Annotated in this window: 17 protein-coding genes; 11 read left to right on the forward strand and 6 right to left on the reverse strand. The window is 66.6% G+C overall.

Annotated elements, in window-relative coordinates; all coding sequences use genetic code 11:
* Window positions 1–16: 16 nt before the first annotated feature.
* On the reverse strand, window positions 17–1,576 hold the full coding sequence (locus tag EAH75_RS01785) for a bifunctional GNAT family N-acetyltransferase/carbon-nitrogen hydrolase family protein (protein WP_140652987.1): 1,560 nt from the start codon (window positions 1,574–1,576) through the stop codon (window positions 17–19).
* 93 nt (window positions 1,577–1,669) lie between these two features.
* On the opposite strand from EAH75_RS01785, the gene EAH75_RS01790 reads away from it, so the two are divergent.
* Entirely contained in the window at window positions 1,670–3,040 is a 1,371-nt protein-coding gene (locus EAH75_RS01790) for a formimidoylglutamate deiminase (RefSeq protein ID WP_140652989.1), read from the forward strand.
* A 96-nt stretch (window positions 3,041–3,136) separates the two neighbouring features.
* On the opposite strand, the gene EAH75_RS01795 is transcribed toward EAH75_RS01790, so the two are convergent.
* Window positions 3,137–3,643, reverse strand: a complete 507-nt coding sequence (locus tag EAH75_RS01795) for a Spy/CpxP family protein refolding chaperone (protein WP_140652991.1) — start codon at window positions 3,641–3,643, stop codon at window positions 3,137–3,139.
* A 134-nt stretch (window positions 3,644–3,777) separates the two neighbouring features.
* Between EAH75_RS01795 and EAH75_RS01800 the strand changes: the two genes are divergently transcribed.
* The 4 genes from EAH75_RS01800 to EAH75_RS01815 all read left to right on the forward strand — a co-directional run bounded on the left by EAH75_RS01800 (window position 3,778) and on the right by EAH75_RS01815 (window position 6,657).
* Window positions 3,778–4,479, forward strand: coding sequence for a response regulator transcription factor (locus tag EAH75_RS01800; protein WP_140652993.1), 702 nt, complete (start codon window positions 3,778–3,780; stop codon window positions 4,477–4,479).
* Window positions 4,476–5,861 carry a sensor histidine kinase gene (locus EAH75_RS01805; RefSeq protein ID WP_140803917.1) on the forward strand — a complete coding sequence of 462 codons (1,386 nt, stop codon included), beginning with the start codon at window positions 4,476–4,478 and terminating at the stop codon, window positions 5,859–5,861. Before EAH75_RS01800 ends, EAH75_RS01805 begins: the two co-directional genes overlap by 4 nt.
* Window positions 5,862–5,924: 63 nt before the next feature.
* Window positions 5,925–6,329 carry a DoxX family protein gene (locus EAH75_RS01810; RefSeq protein ID WP_140652998.1) on the forward strand — a complete coding sequence of 135 codons (405 nt, stop codon included), beginning with the start codon at window positions 5,925–5,927 and terminating at the stop codon, window positions 6,327–6,329.
* Window positions 6,330–6,450: 121 nt separating this feature from the next.
* Window positions 6,451–6,657 carry a YXWGXW repeat-containing protein gene (locus EAH75_RS01815; RefSeq protein ID WP_140653000.1) on the forward strand — a complete coding sequence of 69 codons (207 nt, stop codon included), beginning with the start codon at window positions 6,451–6,453 and terminating at the stop codon, window positions 6,655–6,657.
* Between the two features lie 6 nt (window positions 6,658–6,663).
* Here EAH75_RS01815 and EAH75_RS01820 read toward each other — a convergent pair whose 3' ends face one another.
* Complete coding sequence (locus EAH75_RS01820) at window positions 6,664–7,644, reverse strand: LysR family transcriptional regulator (protein ID WP_140803919.1); 981 nt, start codon at window positions 7,642–7,644, stop codon at window positions 6,664–6,666.
* A gap of 98 nt (window positions 7,645–7,742) precedes the next feature.
* Here EAH75_RS01820 and EAH75_RS01825 point away from each other — a divergent pair, with 98 nt between their 5' ends.
* Window positions 7,743–8,894, forward strand: a complete 1,152-nt coding sequence (locus EAH75_RS01825; protein ID WP_140803921.1) for an aldo/keto reductase — start codon at window positions 7,743–7,745, stop codon at window positions 8,892–8,894.
* A complete protein-coding gene (locus EAH75_RS01830; RefSeq protein ID WP_140653008.1) occupies window positions 8,891–9,364 on the forward strand; it encodes a GlcG/HbpS family heme-binding protein in 474 nt (157 codons plus the stop codon). Before EAH75_RS01825 ends, EAH75_RS01830 begins: the two co-directional genes overlap by 4 nt.
* On the opposite strand, the gene EAH75_RS01835 is transcribed toward EAH75_RS01830, so the two are convergent.
* Window positions 9,324–10,067: a nuclear transport factor 2 family protein gene (locus EAH75_RS01835; protein ID WP_140803923.1), complete on the reverse strand. Its 744-nt coding sequence runs from the start codon at window positions 10,065–10,067 to the stop codon at window positions 9,324–9,326. The two genes, EAH75_RS01830 and EAH75_RS01835, sit on opposite strands and share 41 nt — an antisense overlap.
* A gap of 299 nt (window positions 10,068–10,366) precedes the next feature.
* On the opposite strand from EAH75_RS01835, the gene EAH75_RS01840 reads away from it, so the two are divergent.
* The gene (locus EAH75_RS01840; protein WP_140803925.1) at window positions 10,367–11,353 is read left to right on the forward strand and encodes a multidrug resistance efflux transporter family protein; all 987 of its coding nucleotides are present in this window, start codon (window positions 10,367–10,369) and stop codon (window positions 11,351–11,353) included.
* A gap of 3 nt (window positions 11,354–11,356) precedes the next feature.
* On the opposite strand, the gene EAH75_RS01845 is transcribed toward EAH75_RS01840, so the two are convergent.
* The gene (locus tag EAH75_RS01845) at window positions 11,357–12,232 is read right to left on the reverse strand and encodes a LysR substrate-binding domain-containing protein (RefSeq protein ID WP_140803927.1); all 876 of its coding nucleotides are present in this window, start codon (window positions 12,230–12,232) and stop codon (window positions 11,357–11,359) included.
* A gap of 145 nt (window positions 12,233–12,377) precedes the next feature.
* On the opposite strand from EAH75_RS01845, the gene EAH75_RS01850 reads away from it, so the two are divergent.
* The gene (locus EAH75_RS01850) at window positions 12,378–13,334 is read left to right on the forward strand and encodes an alpha/beta fold hydrolase (RefSeq protein WP_206666188.1); all 957 of its coding nucleotides are present in this window, start codon (window positions 12,378–12,380) and stop codon (window positions 13,332–13,334) included.
* Window positions 13,335–13,473: 139 nt separating this feature from the next.
* Window positions 13,474–14,757, forward strand: a complete 1,284-nt coding sequence (locus EAH75_RS01855) for an MFS transporter (RefSeq protein ID WP_428993486.1) — start codon at window positions 13,474–13,476, stop codon at window positions 14,755–14,757.
* A gap of 52 nt (window positions 14,758–14,809) precedes the next feature.
* Here EAH75_RS01855 and EAH75_RS01860 read toward each other — a convergent pair whose 3' ends face one another.
* Entirely contained in the window at window positions 14,810–16,090 is a 1,281-nt protein-coding gene (locus tag EAH75_RS01860; protein WP_140803929.1) for an ectonucleotide pyrophosphatase/phosphodiesterase, read from the reverse strand.
* Between the two features lie 52 nt (window positions 16,091–16,142).
* On the opposite strand from EAH75_RS01860, the gene EAH75_RS01865 reads away from it, so the two are divergent.
* Entirely contained in the window at window positions 16,143–16,556 is a 414-nt protein-coding gene (locus tag EAH75_RS01865; RefSeq protein WP_140803931.1) for a hypothetical protein, read from the forward strand.

Raw genomic sequence — 16,556 nt, forward strand, 5'->3', positions numbered from 1 at the left:
TCCCACAGAAAGCCGATCAGCGCGGCCGCCAGCGTGTCTCGTACAGGTCGAAGCGGCGATCCTTCAGGTTCTGCACCGCGCCGGCGTTGCGCGCGCGGGCCAGGCTTTCCAGGCGCAGGTCGGCAAACAGCACGGTCTCGATGTTCGGCGTCGAATCGGCGGCGACGCCGTCGCGGGCGAAGCCGAAGTCGCTCGGGGTGAGGATGCAGCTCTGGCCGTACTGGATGTCGAAGTTGTTGACGCCGGGCAGGTTGCCGACATTGCCCGAGAGCACCACGTAGCACTGGTTCTCGATCGCCCGCGCCTGCGAGCAGTAGCGTACGCGCAGGTAACCCTCGCGCACGTCGGTGCAGAACGGCACGAACAGGATCAGCGCGCCCTGGTCGACCAGGTGCCGCGCCACTTCGGGAAACTCCGCGTCGTAGCAGATCATCACCCCGATCGGGCCGCAGTCGGTGAGCACGGTCGCCGCGCTGTCGCCACCGCTGATGTTCCACACGTTGCGCTCGCTCGGCGTCGGGTGCAGCTTCTCGCGCTCGTGGATCGAGCCATCGCGCAGGCACACGTAGCAGACATTGTGGATATCGCCGTTGGCCTGCTCGGTGGGATGCGTGCCGGCGATGATGTTGATGTTGTAGTGCACGGCCAGCCGGCTGAAGAGTTCCTTCACTTGCGGCGTGTAGTGGCTGAGCTTGCGGATCGACTCCACCGGCGACAGTTCGGTGTTCTCGATCGACAGCAGTTGCAGCGTGATCAGTTCGGGAAAGGTGACGAAATCGGCGCTGTAGTCGGCGGCGATGTCGGTGAAGTATTCGACCTGGGTGGCGAACTCCTCGAACGAGGTGATCCGGCGCTGCTGGTATTGCACCGAAGCCACGCGCACCGAATCGGGCAGCAGCCGCGCCGAGGTGATCGGCGGGATGTCCGGCTGGTCGAGCAGTTGCGGATTGCGCCAGACCAGGTGCACGGCATAGCCCAGCGAATCGTGATCGGATGGCACGTAGCCGCGCAGGACGCCGACCACCTCGAAATCGTTCGACAGCTGGAAGCTCAGCGTGAGGTCGCGTCGCTTGCCTTCCACTACCGCCTGCACGTACGCCTCGGGGCTGCCGTAGCGCGCGAGGTTCTTCGCCAGGCCGGGCAAGCGTCCGCCGAACACGATGCCGCGCAGCTTCAGGTCCATGCACAACCGCTTGCGCGCCTGGTACAGCCGCTGGCCGATGCGCATGCCGCGGTAGTCCGGATGCACCACCACCTCCATGCCGTACAGCCAGTTGCCGTCCGGCTTGTGCCGCGAGCCCATGCCGCCGCCGGTGATCTGCATCCAGCTATGCGGCGCCAGCGCGGTGGCCTCGTCGATGCGGAAGGTGGCGCAGTAGCCCACGATCACGCCTTCGTACTCGACCACGAACTGGCCTTCGGGGAAGTGCGTCTGCTGCGAACGCAACATCTCCACCGAGTGGCCCCATTCGTCCGAGTAGATCCGGGCGGTGAGGTCGGCAAGCTGAGGTACATCGCTCAGGACTGCCTGTCGAAGCAGCAACTTCGGGGTGTTTTCGAGGGTCTTCTTGGCCATCCGGCCATTATGCATAGCGCGAAACACGCCAAAGTGAAGGCGCTTTCATCCACCCGGTTACACTGCGCGGCATCGTCCACGGGAGTCGCCTGCATGAGCATCCACGCCGCCGTTCGGCAATTTCGGGCAGGCCAGCTATGGCGCGCCGATGGCTGGCACATCGACGCGGTGCTGGCGGTGGGAGCCGATGGCCGTTTGTGCGAGACGGCCGATGATGCCGGCGATGCGATCGGCCACTGGGTGCTGCCCGGCATGCCGAACCTGCATTCGCATGCGTTCCAGCGTGCGATGGCCGGGCTGGCCGAACGCAAGGGCCGCAGCGACGACAGCTTCTGGAGCTGGCGCGAAACGATGTATGCGTTCGCTGCCACCGTCGGTCCGCACGAGCTGAAGGCGATCGCCGCCCAGCTCTATGTGGAAATGCTCAAGGCCGGCTATACCCAGGTCTGCGAATTCCACTACCTGCATCATCAGCCCGACGGTACGCCGTACGCGCAGCCGGAGGCGATGTCGCTGGCACTGATCGAGGCGGCGCGCGAGGTCGGCATCGCGCTCACCCTGCTGCCGGTGCTGTACATCAGCGGCGGCTTCGATGGCCGCGCGCTCACTCCGCGGCAGCGTCGCTTCGGCCACGATGTGGACGGCTATCTGCGCCTGCTCGACACGTTGCGCAAGCACGAAAACGACAGCCTGCGCATCGGCATCGCGCTGCATTCGTTGCGCGCCGTGCCGGAGCAGGCGATGCGCGAGGTGCTGGCCAATGAGTTCGCCATGGCCTGTCCGATCCACATCCACATCGCCGAGCAGATCGGCGAGGTACAGGATTGCCTCGCCACGCGTGGCGCGCGCCCGGTGGAATGGTTGTTCGATCATGCCGACGTCGATGCGCGCTGGTGCCTGGTGCATGCCACCCACCTGACCGATGCCGAGACGGTACAGCTCGCCCGCAGCGGCGCGGTGGCGGGGCTGTGTCCCACCACCGAGGCGAATCTCGGTGACGGCCTGTTTCCGCTGACGGCGTATCAGGATGCTGGCGGCACGCTGGGGATCGGCTCGGATTCGCATATCTCGATTTCGCCGGTGGAGGAGCTTCGCTGGCTGGAGTACGGCCAGCGGCTGACCAGCGGCCATCGCAACGTCGCGGCGCGCGGGCAGGGCGTCAGCGTGGGCGAGACGTTGTGGTCCGCCGCGCTGCACGGTGGCGCGCAGGCTGCGGGCCTGCCGTTGGGCGAGCTGCGCGACGGCGCACGTGCCGACCTGATCGTGCTGGATGAAAACTCGCCGCTGCTCGCCGCGCGCGATGCCCGCTCGGTGCTGGACAGCTTCCTGTTCGCCGGCAACACGCCGCTGGTGCGCGACGTGATGTGCGGCGGCGAATGGGTGGTGCGCGATTTCCGTCATCGTGACGAGGAACGCATTGCGATGCGCTACCGGGCGACGGTGAGCGCCCTGGCCGCACGCTGAGCGCGCACGGCAGCTGACTGGCAGCCTTCAAACGGATAGCGGCGCCAGCACGAATGCTGGCGCCGCCTGTTGCCGCCGTCCATGGCGTGGTGGTGCTTACTGAGCCGCGTTCGATGTCGACGATGGCGCCGGGTGCTCGGCCCTGAACTGCTTCCACTGCTCCCGGCGTGCCTGCTTCTCCGTCTTCATCGTGGCCATCTTTGCCTTCTGCACTGGCGTCAGCACCGCGTAGATCTGCGCGCGCACCGTGGCCTTCTGTTGCACACGGACGCGGGTAGCGTCGCCTTCAGCCTGGGCCAGTCGGGCCGCTGCGGCCTGATAGCCGACCTGGTCCGGCGTCATCGATTCGAACGCACTGCGCTGCTGGCGTAGTGCCTCCCACTGCGTCTTGTTCTGCGCGTGGCTGGTCTGCATGATCTGCTTGATGCTGGTGCGCTGGGCATCGCTCAGGTCGAGCTTGCTGAAGCCCATCTCGTGCCCATGTCGGTGCGAGTGCCGGTCCTGATGCATGCCGGCATCCTGTCCTGCGGGAGCGGCCACGGCGAGCGTGGCGAGGGCCAGGGTCGAGCCCAGGATCAGGCCGAGGGTGATGTTCTTGCGCATGGTTGGAACCTCTGTGGTTGGGGGGAGGGCTTGCAACCTATTTGACGACAATGCCGTGTGTATGTTCTTTGCCGAAAGGTAAAGATGCGTAAAGCTCGTGGAGTTCATCCCGCCGCAACGCTTGAATGGAACCCATGCAACCCGCCGCAACACCTCGGATCCTGATCGTCGACGACGACCGCGCACTGTGCCGGCTGCTGGCCGAGTACCTGCAGCGCGAAGGGTTCATGGTGGATATGTCCCACGACGCCGAAACGGCGCTGGTGCAGTTGCGCAACCCGACGCTGCGCCCGGACTTGTTGATCCTGGATGTGATGATGCCCGGTCGCGATGGCCTGGATACCCTGCGCGAGCTGCGCATGCAGCATCGCCTGCCGGTGATCATGCTGTCCGCGAAGGGCGAGCCGGTGGATCGGGTGATCGGGCTGGAGCTGGGTGCGGACGACTACCTGTCCAAACCCTGCCTGCCGCGCGAGCTGCTGGCGCGCGTGCGCGCGCAACTGCGGCGCAACACGCCGGCCACCGCGGCGAATCTGCAGGTGGGTACGTTGCGCCTGCAACCGGGAGACCGGCGAGCTTTCATCGGCGAGCAGGAACTGGTGCTGACCGGCGCGGAGTTCCAACTGCTGCTGACGCTGGCGCAGCGTGCCGGCGAACTGGTCGACAAGGCCTCGCTGACGCGCATCGCGCTGGGCCGTGAGCTGGAGCGTTTCGATCGCAGCATCGATGTGCACGTGAGCCGCCTGCGCCACAAGCTGGCCGAGGCATCGGCGCAATCGCCGCGGATCGAATCGGTGCGCGGTTCGGGTTACCTGATGATCGCGAGTGCGCCATGAACGCGTTCAAGAGCTCGATCTACTGGCGTCTGCTGGTCTGGTTTTGCGTGGCGAACCTGCTGGTGCTGTTTCTGGGCAGCTTTCTCACTCAACGTTTCATCGAATACACCACGGCGGTGGAAATCAACTGGACGTCGCTGGCGCAAGACGCCGACCAGGTTTACGAAAGCGGCGGTACGCCGGCTCTCGCGACGTGGGCTGCACAACAGCGGCATGAAGGCATCGACGTCACGCTTTACGAAAACGGGCGGCCGTTGTCGCCGATCCGGCTGTCGTCGTCGATCCAGGCATCCCTGCCGGCCTGGCTCGACGCCGGGCATGACATCCTGCTGCAGCCACGAGCGGGCCTCTATCTTTCCGTGCAGCAGATCACCGGCAGCGATGGGCAGGCGCGCCAGCTGGTGGCGCTGAGCCGCACGCATACGCGGCTGCGTCCGCAGACCCGCGCAAAGATCCTGCTGGTGGTGCAGCTGACATTATCGCTGCTGTTCATCGGCCTGGTCGGCTGGTGGGTGGCGCGCAGCGTGGCCAGGCCGGTCGAGGCGCTGCGCCATGCCACCCGGCGCATGGCCGCAGGCGAGCTTTCCACCCGGGTCGGTCGCCAGGGCGGCATGGCGCACGACGAGCTCGCCCAACTCGCCCACGATTTCGATGCCATGGCCGAACGCATCGAGGCGCTGGTGGCGCACGATCGCCGCGTGCTGCAGGATCTGTCGCACGAGTTGCGTTCGCCGCTGGCACGGCTGCACCTGATTCTCGACCTGGCGCAGAACAGCGTCGATCCGGCGCAGGCCGCGGCGTATTTCCGCCAGGCCGAATCGGAGATCGCGCGCCTGGATCGCATGACCGGGGAGATGCTCGCGCTGTCGCGGCTGGAGGGCGGCATCCCCGGCATGAGTTGCGAGAATCTGGATCTGATCGAGCTGGCGCGCGAATGCCTGGAGCAGGCCGAACTCGAAGCGCAGGCGCGCCGCATCGAGCTGCGGTTGAGTGCACCCGCCGCGCCGGTCATCGTGTTCGGCAGTGCGCAGTTGCTGGAGCGCGCGCTGGACAACCTGATCGCCAACGCCATCAAGTTCAGCGTCGAGGGTGGCCAGGTCGAGCTGCAGGTGCATGAGGCCGATGGCATGGCCGGGTTGTCCGTTCGCGACCGCGGCCCCGGCGTGCCCGAGGCCGAGCTGGAGTCGCTGTTCCGGCCATTCTTTCGGGGCAGCAACGCGGCCCGTGCCGATGGCCACGGGCTGGGCCTGGCCATCGTGCAGCGCGTGGCGAAAATCCACGGCGGCGAGCTCCGGGCGACAAATCGTGACGGCGGCGGACTGGACGTCCACCTGTCCCTGCCGCTGGCACCGGCCGACGCGATGGATGCATCATCGGACTAGACGGTGGCGGCGTTGCGCGCCGTCGACGACGGTGTTCCGGAAAACCACCTCAGGAGAGTTCCCATGCAAGGTTCCACCGATCTGGGCAAGCTGGTGCTTCGCGTTGTGCTGGGTGTGCTGATCCTGTTTCACGGGGTTTCCAAACTGATCCACGGGCCGGGTTACATCATTGGCGTGGTGACCGGCGCCGGCCTGCCTTCGTTCCTGGCTTACGGGGTATACGTCGGCGAGGTGGTGGCGCCGGTCCTGTTGCTGCTCGGTTACTGGACGCGGGTTGGTGCGTTGATCATCGTGGCCAACATGGTCGTGGCGATCGTGCTGGTGCACCTGGGCCAGTTCGCCACGCTGGCCGATACCGGTGGCTGGGCGCTGGAACTGCAGGGCATGTTCTTCGGCACTGCGCTGGCGATCATGCTGCTCGGCGCCGGCCGTTACAGCCTGGGCGGCAGCAACGGGCGCTGGAACTGAGCGGTACCCGGTTCAGGCCACGGTGATCGAGCTGAACGCCAGCCGTCATCGGCTGGCGTTCGCGTCATCGCCACCCGCGGGAACGCGTTTGCGGAGACACATCCACGGCAAGGAGTGTCCCATGCATCGCATCACGTCCCGTCTCGCCATCGCCCCACTGTTGCTGGTCGGCAGCATTTTACTTTCCGGTTGCATCGTGGCGGGGCCGCGTCCTGTCCGTCATGTGCGCGTGGTGACGCCGGTGCAGGTCGAACGTGCGCGCGTATGGGTGCCGGCCTACTGGGGCCCGCGGCATGTCTGGGTCGAGGGTCATTGGCGCTATCGCTGATCGCCCTCAGGCCGACGGTTCCAGCCGCTCGCGCAGGAAGTCGATGAACGCGCGCAGCTTCGGCGGCACCTGCAGCCGGCTCGGGTAGTACAGGTAGAAGCCGTCGAACGGCGGCAGCCATGCGTCCAGCACGGTCTGCAGCCGTCCGGCGGCAATGTGTTCGCGCACCATCGGCTCCAGCATGTGCACCAGCAGCAGGCCGTCCAGCGCCGCGCGGATCGGCAGCGAGGGTTCGTTGGTGATGAGCGGGCCGTTCACGTCGATCTCGAACCAGCGATGGGCCGTCGCGCCGCTTTTGCCGGTGCTGACTTTATGGGCGCGGCTTTTATCGGGGCGGCTCTTATCGGCGCGGCTTCCATCGGCGAATTCCCAGCGGTAGATCGCGCCGCTGCTGCGATAGCGAAAGCGTGCGCAAACGTGCTGCTGCAACTCGCGCGGATGCTGCGGCCGGCCATGCCGCGCGAAGTACGCCGGTGCGCCGGCCACCACCGCGCGCAGCGGTCCGCCCAGCGGCAGCGCGACCACGTCGCGTGCCAGCCGCTCGCCGAGGCGGATACCGGCATCGACGCCATCGGCGACCAGGTCGGTGAGCGCGTTGTCGGCGATCAGGTCGAGCGTGACGTCGGGACAGGCGCGCAGGAAGTCCGCCAGCATCGGCGCGAGCAACTGGTCGAGCAGGCTGTGCGGCGCGGTGATGCGCAAGGTACCGGCAGGGTGGTCGCCGTGCTGGCGCAGCGCTTCCACCGCGCCGTCGATCTCGGCCAGCGCGGGGCCGATGCGTTCGAGGAACTGCCGACCCGCCTCGGTCAGGCCCACCTTGCGCGTGCTCCGCTGCAGCAGGCGCACGCCCATGCGTTGTTCCAGCTGGCGCATCGCCTGGCTCAGCGCCGACGGCGTCACCTCCAGCTCGGCTGCGGCGCGGGTGAAGCTGCCGTGCCGGGCGATGGTGTGGAAGGCGCGCAGCGCCGGGCTGTGGTCGTCGATCATTGATTAGTCCAGCTTCATGAAGCATCAATAGAATCGGCATTTTTCCGCGGAATGACAAGGCGCAGACTTTGCGCCGTCCCCACTGACGGCGTCCTGCCATGTCACTCGACCAGTACTACACCCTCGGCCGCTCCGGCCTGCGCATCAGCCGCCTCGCGCTCGGCACCATGACGTTCGGCGACGACTGGGGCTGGGGCGCGGCGGAGGACACCGCCCGCGCGATGTTCGACCGCTACCTCGCCGCCGGCGGCAATTTCATCGATACCGCCGACCTCTACACCGGCGGCAGCAGCGAGCGCCTGCTCGGCAAGTTCATCGCCGACAGCGGCAGCCGCGACCGCGTGGTGCTCGCCACCAAGTTCAGCTACAACGCCGAACCGGGCAACCCGAATGCCGGCGGCAACGGCCGCAAGAACATCCTGCGTGCGGTGGAAGGCTCGCTGCGCCGCTTGCGCACCGACTACATCGACCTCTATCTGCTGCACACCTGGGACCGGATCACGCCGGCTGAAGAGGTGCTGCAGACGCTGGACCACCTGGTGCGCGCCGGCAAGATCCGCCACGCCGGCCTGTCCGACGTGCCGGCCTGGTACGCCGCGCAGATCCAGACGCTGGCGCGTGCGCACCACCTGCATCCGTTGGTCAACCTGCAACTGCAGTATTCGCTGGCCGAGCGCAACATCGAACGCGAATACGTGCCGCTGGTGCAGGAGCTGGGCATGGGCATCACCGCATGGAGCCCGCTGGCGATGGGCTTGCTGTCCGGCAAGTACCGGCCCAGCGAGGCCGGCCACGACGGCGAGGGCGAAGGCCGGCTGCAGGTGGTCAAGTCGATGGGCCTTCCGTCGCTGGCGGACAAGTTCACGCCGCGCAACTGGGCCATCGTCGGCGCGGTCGAGCAGGTGGCGCGCGAAAGCGGCCTGAGCATGGCGCAAGTGGCGATCCAGTGGGCCGCGCGCCAGCCCGCCCTGGGTGCGGTGATCCTCGGCTCGCGCAACCTGGATCAGTTCGAGGACAACCTCGGCGCGCTCGATCGTCCGCTGCCTGACGAGGCCATGCGCCGGCTGGACGAGGTCTCCGCCTTGCCTTCGCAGTTCCCCTACAGCTTCTTCGAGCCGGCCCAGCAGGCCGGCCTGCATGGCGGCGTGGGGGTGGGCGACAAACCGCCGGGCTATGCCTCCACGGTGTGGACGGGTGCCGCGCAGCGCGTGGACTTCGCGGCCGCTTCGACGACGGAGGCGGCGCGATGAAGCCACTGCCTTACGGCGCGCCGATCACGCTCGACCAGGCCCGCGCCGTGACGGCCGCCGCCGAGGCGGAAGCCGCCGCGCATGATTGGCCGATGGTGATCGCCATCGTCGGCAGCGGCGGCCAGCTGGTGATGCTGCACGCGCTCGACCAGGCCCAGCACGGCAGCGTGCCGGTGGCGCAGGGCAAGGCGGAGACGGCAGTGAATTTCCGCCGCCCAAGCAAACTCTTCGAGGATGCGGTGGCCTCCGGCGGCCTCGGCCTGCGCCTGCTCGGCATGCACAACCTGCTGCCGCTGGACGGCGGGTTGCCGCTGATCGCCGACGGCTGCGTGATCGGCGCCATCGGCGTCTCCGGCATGCAGTCGACGCAGGACGCGCAGGTCGCCGCCGCCGGTGCTGCCGCGCTGGCCGGCGAGCCGGCGCCGGCAACTACCCGGCGTGGGTCTCGCGCGCCAGGTGCAGGTCGTTGAACTTGCGACGCTCGACCAGTTCGCTGACGTGGCCGGCCGCATCGCGGCGGAAGATCAGCAGGTTCCGCTCGTCGTCGGTGCCCATGAACACATCGCGCGCGATCGGCTCCAGCGCGGTGAACGGCCGGCCGGCCTTGGTGACATAGCCCAGCACGCCATCGCGCACGCTGACCGTCCAGGCGCGATCCGGCGCGTAGCGGTAGGTGCCGGCATAGCCGCCGAGGGTCAGGCCGCGCACATCGAGTGCCGGCGGCGGCGTCGGGATCGTCACATCCTCCATGCCGGCCATCTTCCAGGCGCCGTGCTGTTTCACGAACGTCGCCAGCGCCTGGTAGCGCACCACCAGCTGCTGTCCGAAGACAGTCTCGCGCTCGTACTCCTCCACCTGGAGCAGCGCGGTATCGCCGTATCGCCATGCCTTCGGCTGGCGCAGTTCGATGCTGCCGGCGAAGCCGGCGGGGAACACTTGCAGCGAGGCGATCGCATCCTTCTTGTGCTGGATGCGGCCGAACTCGTCGATCAGCACGGCATCGTCGGTCAGCGTCCGCTGCCAGATCGCCTTGTCGCCCAGCGGGATCGCGTCGACCCAGGCCTGGGTGATCGCCACCAGTTCGTCGCGCAGCGCGTTGGACGCCTCCGCGGCGTGCAGGGTGCCCAACTGGCATGCGAACACGCACGCAACGGCCCATCGGGATATCGGCATGGTCCTGGCTCCGCGGAAGGTGCCGCGAGTCTGGATCCATGCACGTCAGGGCAGCATGTGCACGAAGTCACGCGGGCATCGCCGGGTCGGCGGTCAGGGCCACGGTGGGGCGCTGCAGGCGCCTGTCGGCATGCGGTGCGCGAACCAGGACAGGCTGCGGCCTTTCTCGTCGACCGCTGCGGATCATGGTGCGGTTTCCGAATCATGATGAACTTCGTCGGTGGAGGCGATGACAGCGCGACAGTGCTACGCAAGCATCGTCCGATTTGCCACACTCGCGTTTTTATCCGGTAGCCGGCATGCGTTCGAAGGCTCTTGCCGCCGTGGGGCTGGCGCTGTGTTCGGCGCTGTTCTTCACGCTTACCTACGTGCTCAATCGGAGCCTCGTCGCCGGCGGCGGACATTGGGCATGGGCGGTGATCCTCCGCTATCTGCTCACCCTGCCGCTGCTGGCCGTGGTGGCGCCCCTGCAGGGTGGACTCGGCGATCTGCCGCGCGAGCTACGCAGGCATGCGCGGCCGTGGTTGTTGTGGAGCGGTGTCGGCTTCGTGCTGTTCGGCTTGCCGCTGACCTGGGCGGCGAACAGCGGGCCGTCGTGGCTCATAGCAGGCAGCTTCCAGACCACCGTGCTGGCCGGGCCGCTGCTGGCGCCGCTGATCTATCGCGATGAGCGGCGTCGGTTGGCGTGGCCCACGCTGGCGATCGGTGCACTGATTGTCGCCGGCGTGTTCGCCTTGCAATGGGGCCATGCGCAAGGCCGGCTGCATGCGGGCGACTGGCTGGCGATCGGTGCGGTGGTGTTGTCCGCGTTCGCCTATCCGCTGGGCAACCGCAAGCTGCTGTTGCACCTCGAACACTGCGGTATCCGGCTCAACGCGGTGCAGCGGGTGTTCGGCATGACGCTGTGCAGCTGGCCGCTGTGGTGGCTGTTCGCGGCGGTCGCGTGGTTCACGATCGGCCCGCCGACGTGGCGCGAGGCGCTGCTGGCCGGCGGCGTGGCGCTGTCCTCGGGCACCATCGCCACCATCCTGTTCTTCCGTGCCACCGACATGGTGCGCAGCGAGCCGACCGCGCTGGCTGCGGTGGAGGCGATGCAGGCGGCGGAACTGCTGTTCGCCACGCTGCTCGGCGTGCTGTTTCTCGATGAAGCATGGCCGCATGGTTACGCGCTGTTCGGCGCGCTGGCGATCATCGTCGGCATCGCGTTGTTTGGTTGGATCAGCGGACGCGGCGCGGCGGGCGATGACGAGGCGGTGCGCGCATTGCGCAGCGACCGCAGCGCTTGACCGTCATGTATCCGTTGATCCGCTCAGCCAACGGCTGAAGTGCATCACGCCAGCCGCTTTGGGCCGGCGCGAAGACGTGACGAGGTAATAGCTGCCGCGCGAGGGTATGGCAACGCTGCCGACGCGCTTCAACGTACCGGCGGCGATCGCGTCAGTGACCAGGCGGCTGCGCGCGAGCGCCACGCCCGCGCCGGCTTCTGCAGCTTGCAGCAGCAGTGCGGAGTCGTTGAACAGCGGCCCGAACACATGCTCGCCGCCAGCGACGCCGGCACGCTCGAGCCATTCCGGCCACGCGCCGAAATCATCCCGCAGCAGCACGCAGCGCTCGAGATCGGCTGGCTTGCGCAAGCGCATGCGGGTGACGTAGCCGGGAGCGGCTACAGGAAACAGTTCTTCGTCGAACAGCTTTTCGCTGCGCGCGCCCGGCCAGCGGCCACCGCCAAAGCGGATCGCGAGATCGACCTCGTCGGCATCGAGGTCGACCAGCGACGTGGTGGTATGCAGCGTGAAGTCGATCTCCGGATGTTCGTGCAGGAAAGCACCGAGCTGTTGCAGCAGCCAGCGGCTTGCCAGCGACGGCGGCACGCTGACGGACAGTCGGTTGCCGTCGCGTCGACGCAGTTGTTCGCCGGCTTCCGAAAGCTGCCTGAGCGTGGTCCGCACCACCTCCATCAGGTGTTCGCCGGCGGGTGTCAGCGCGACGTCGCGTCGGTTTCGCTGGAACAGCGCGAGCCGATAGAACGCCTCGATGGACTTGATCTGATGACTCACCGCACTGGGCGTCAGGTGCAGTTCCTCGGCGACTCGCGAGAAGTTCCGCAGACGCCCCAGCGCCTCGAACGTACGCAGCGTATGCATGGGCGGCAACAGATATTTCATGGATGAAATGCATTCACCGTGTTGTGAAAAATCATAACTTCACCGCTTGCGCCGGGCGCCCAATACTAACCGCAAGCCGGCACGGCCTTGATCCGGAAATTTTCCAGGTCGGCATGCGGGACGCTTCCAGCCAGTGGAGAAACGCGTGAGGAAACTTTGCCTGATGGTTCTATTGATGGCGCTGGGCTGCATGCAGGCGCAGGCGGAGACGCTCACCTATGGCTGGCAGAAGGTCGACGGCATCCACCTGTTCTACCGCGAGGGCGGTCCCCGCGATGCGCCGACCCTGGTGTTCCTGCATGGCAATCCCTTGTCGTCGATCATGTACGAAAAGCTGATGGAAGATCTTGCCGCCACCGGGAAACTGCATGTGCTGGCGGTCGACTACCCGTCATTCGGCTACTCGGATGCGCCCGATCATGCGACCTATCGCTACACCTTCGATCATGTCGCCGATACGGTGCGCAAGTTCCTGGCTGCGCGGGGCATCACTCGCTATGGGCTGTACATGCAGGATTACGGCGTGCCCGTGGGTTTTCGCCTGATGCAGGCGAACCCGGACGCGATCAGCGTGATCGTCGTGCAGAACGGCGTGATTCATCTCGACGGCTTTCCTTCGGCACAGGACCCGCAAGGGGAATTGCGTCGCCACTGGCAGACGCGCAATCCCGCAGTTGATCGGCGTCGTGCCGGCTACGTGGCCCGGTTGGCGTATCCGCGGGCGGACGGTTGGAGTCCCGATGATGGGGTAACGCCCGATGCGGCCTTGCTGATGGTTGCCGCCGCGCAGCGGCCCGGAGTGATCGACGGCCGCAATGACTTATGGTTCGACTACGGCAACAACGTTCTGCGTTATCCGGCGTGGCAGGCGATGCTGCGCAAGATGAGGGTGCCGCTGCTGGTGCTCTGGGGCCGCCGCGATCCGTTCTTCACCACGTCCGGTGCGCTTGCCTACCAACGTGACGTGCCCACGGCGGAGGTCCATCTGCTCGACGCGGACCACTTCGCCTCGCTCGAAGTGCCCGATGAGATAGCGACCCTGATAAACGGCTTCCTGTCCCGCCATTCGGTGGCTACGCCGCCGCCGTCGGGTTCGCCTTGAGATGCGGCAGGACACCGATCACGGTGAGTTCGTCCGACGTTGTTCGTAGCCCAAACGCATCAATGCCATCGTTAATAGACGCTCAATGGTGCGGAGCTAGCGTTTATGCTTGCGCGGTGATTACAGCAACCGATCGAGCATGACGATGGACACGGCTTCCAGTAGCACTGCACCGCTCCATGGGGAGTCGGCGCCGACGATCCACCACGGCACGCCGGCATTCCGTCGCACCAACCTCGCACTGTTCGCGGCCGGCTTCGCCACCTTCGGTCTGCTGTATTGCGTGCAGCCGCTGATGCCGGAGTTCAGTCATGACTACGGCGTGAGTGCGGCGGTCAGCGCATTGTCGCTGTCGCTGACCACCGGCGTGCTGGCGTTTGCGATGCTGTTTGCCGGTGCGCTGTCGGATGCATGGGGGCGCAAGTCGGTGATGGTGGTGTCGCTGCTGTCGTCGGCGGTACTGGTGCTGCTGACGGCGCTGATGCCAAGCTGGTCGGCGCTGCTGGTGGTGCGCACGCTGATGGGCCTGACCTTGAGCGGCCTGCCGGCGGTGGCGATGACGTATCTCGGCGAGGAAATGGATGTCGAGTCGATCGGCCTGGGCATGGGGCTGTACATCAGCGGCAGCGCGGTCGGCGGCATGGGCGGGCGCCTGATCACCGGTGTGCTGACCGATTTCTTCGGCTGGCGCTTCGGTGTGGGTGTGGTCGGTGTGATCGGCGTGCTGGCCGGCCTGATCTTCTGGCGTGCGCTGCCACCTTCGCGGCATTTCGTGGCGCAGCCGTTGCGCTGGCGCATGGTGCTGGGACGCTTCACCGGCATGTTCCGCGACCGCGGCCTGCCGTGGTTGTTCGTCGAAGGTTTCCTGCTGCTCGGCGCGTTCGTCACCGTCTACAACTACCTGGGCTACCGTTTGCTGGCGCCGCCGTACCACCTGAGCCAGGCGGTCGTCGGGTTGATCTTCGGCATCTATCTGGTCGGCACCTTCAGCTCGGCGTGGATGGGGCATCTGGCTGGTCAGCTCGGGCGGCGCAAGGTGTTGTGGACGGCGTTCGCGCTGATGCTGGTCGGCGTGGCGCTGACCATGGCGCAACCGCTGCCGCTGATCATCCTGGGCATCGTGGCGATCACGTTCGGCTTCTTCGGTGGCCACTCGATCGTCAGCAGCTGGGTCGGTCGGCGCGCTGGTGTTGCGAAGGCGCAGGCTTCGTCGGTGTATCTGTTCTGCTATTACATGGGCTCCAGCATCGCCGGCGCCAGCGGCGGGCTGTTCTATGCGTCGCACGGCTGGAATGGTGTGGCGCTGTTCGTCGGCACGCTGGTGCTGGCCGGCCTGCTGATCGCATTGCGCCTGTTCCGGCTGCCGCCGCTGGTGAACGTGGCGACGCCGCCTACGCCGATGAGCAAGGGCGCGATGCCGTAAGCGGGTGATTCCCTCTCCTCCTGGCAAAGCCCGGAGGAGAGGGAATCGTGCTTCAGCGCGCCGCCGGCTTCAGCATGTCCTTCACCGCGTCGTAGTCGCCGTCGTTCGCGGCAGCGGGAAGGTCGAGCAGGTGGGTCATCAGCGGATAGACGTCCACGTTCGGGAACGCCGGCACCTTCGCGCCGACCCGGAACGCGGGGCCGTGCGCCACGAACAGCGCCTGCATCAGCGGCTCGGCATTGTCGTAGCCGTGCTCGCCCAGGCTCAGCCGGTCCTTGCGCTTGGCCGCATAGTCGCTGGTGGTGATGCGCCAATGCACGTTCGCCAGGCACAGTAGTTGCGGCACGCGCGGATTCTTGCCGTAGGCGAGGCGCGCCGGCACGCGGGTCTTGTCCCAGCACTGCATGTGCGGATGCGGCCGCTCCAGGGTCTGCTCGACCTTCGCGAAATCGGCACGCGCCCCGGGGCTTTCCGATTTCGGGTTGAAGCCGGCCAGGATGCCCATGCTCACCGTCTTCACCTGGTCGAGTGGAATCAACTGATCGATCATCACGCTGTTCGACTCCGGCACGTCCGCCATGCCGTGATCCGCCAGCACGATCAGATTGATGCGCTCGAACAGGCCGCGCTGCTTCAGTCCCAATACCAGTCGGGCCATCGCCGCGTCGGTCTCGCGCAAGGCATCGTTCACCTGCGCAGTATCCGGGCCGTAGACATGGCCCGCGTGGTCGACCGCGTCGAAATACAGGGTGAGGAAGCCGGGCCGCTCGGCGGCCGGCAGATCCAGCCACGCCAGCACCTGGTCCACCCGTTGGTCGGAGGTCAGCTTGCCATCGAACGGTTTCCAGTAAACCGGGTGATGGCCGTGGATGTCCGCCTCGGAGCCGGGCCAGAACATGGTCGCGGTGCGCAGGCCGTGCTGGTCCGCGGTTTCCCAGATCGGCGTGCCCTCGGCCCACCAGCGCCCATCGCTGACGGCGTCGCGGCTGTTCAGCGAGAACTTGCCGAGTCGCGGATCGAACATCGTGTTGTTGACGATGCCGTGGTGGTCGGGGGTCAGTCCGGTGACGATGGTGTAGTGGTTCGGAAATGTCAGCGACGGGAATGCCGGCTGCAGCGAAGCGGCCTGCACGCCGTTTTGCGCCAGCATCGACAGCGTGGGGCTGAGTCCGCGCTGGATGTAGTCGTGGCGATAGCCATCGATCGAGATCAGCAACAGCGGGGTGGAGACGCGGTTGGCGGCGGTGGCGGCAGCGGTGTCCGGGCGTTGGGTGGCGCAGCCGAAGCTGAATGCTGCCAGTGAACACAGCAGCAGGCGAAACAGTAATTTCATATGTACAGCCTTAGGATGGAAAACATCATCCCCCTCATGATCGCGCACTGACATGACCATTACACCTGTCGTTCTGCATGGCCCGATGTTGCGCACGCTGCTGGTCGGCGCACTGGCGCTGGCGCCGTTCGGTGCGGCCTGTGCCTGGCAATCCGCCACGCAGCCGACAAGCCGGGCGGCGCAGTCACCGAGCCAGCAGTTCCAGCAGTCGGCGCAACAGCAGCAAACGCGCGATCAGCTGCAGAAGAGCCAGCTCGAACAGCAGCTGCGTCAGGGTGTGGCCGACAACGCCAAGCGCCCGACCGCGAGCGACCCACGCAGCCAGCAACGACTGGACGATGCCGACCGTGCCCAGCGCGAGCGCGATCGCGCGAACCAGCAGGATCTGCTCGATCGCGAGCGGGACAGTTCGACCTTGCCGCGCGTGGTGCCGAAGGATCTGCCGGCACCCGCGCACAGCGGCTGA

It is taken from the genome of Rhodanobacter glycinis, from assembly GCF_006438785.1.
Lineage (GTDB): Bacteria > Pseudomonadota > Gammaproteobacteria > Xanthomonadales > Rhodanobacteraceae > Rhodanobacter > Rhodanobacter glycinis_A.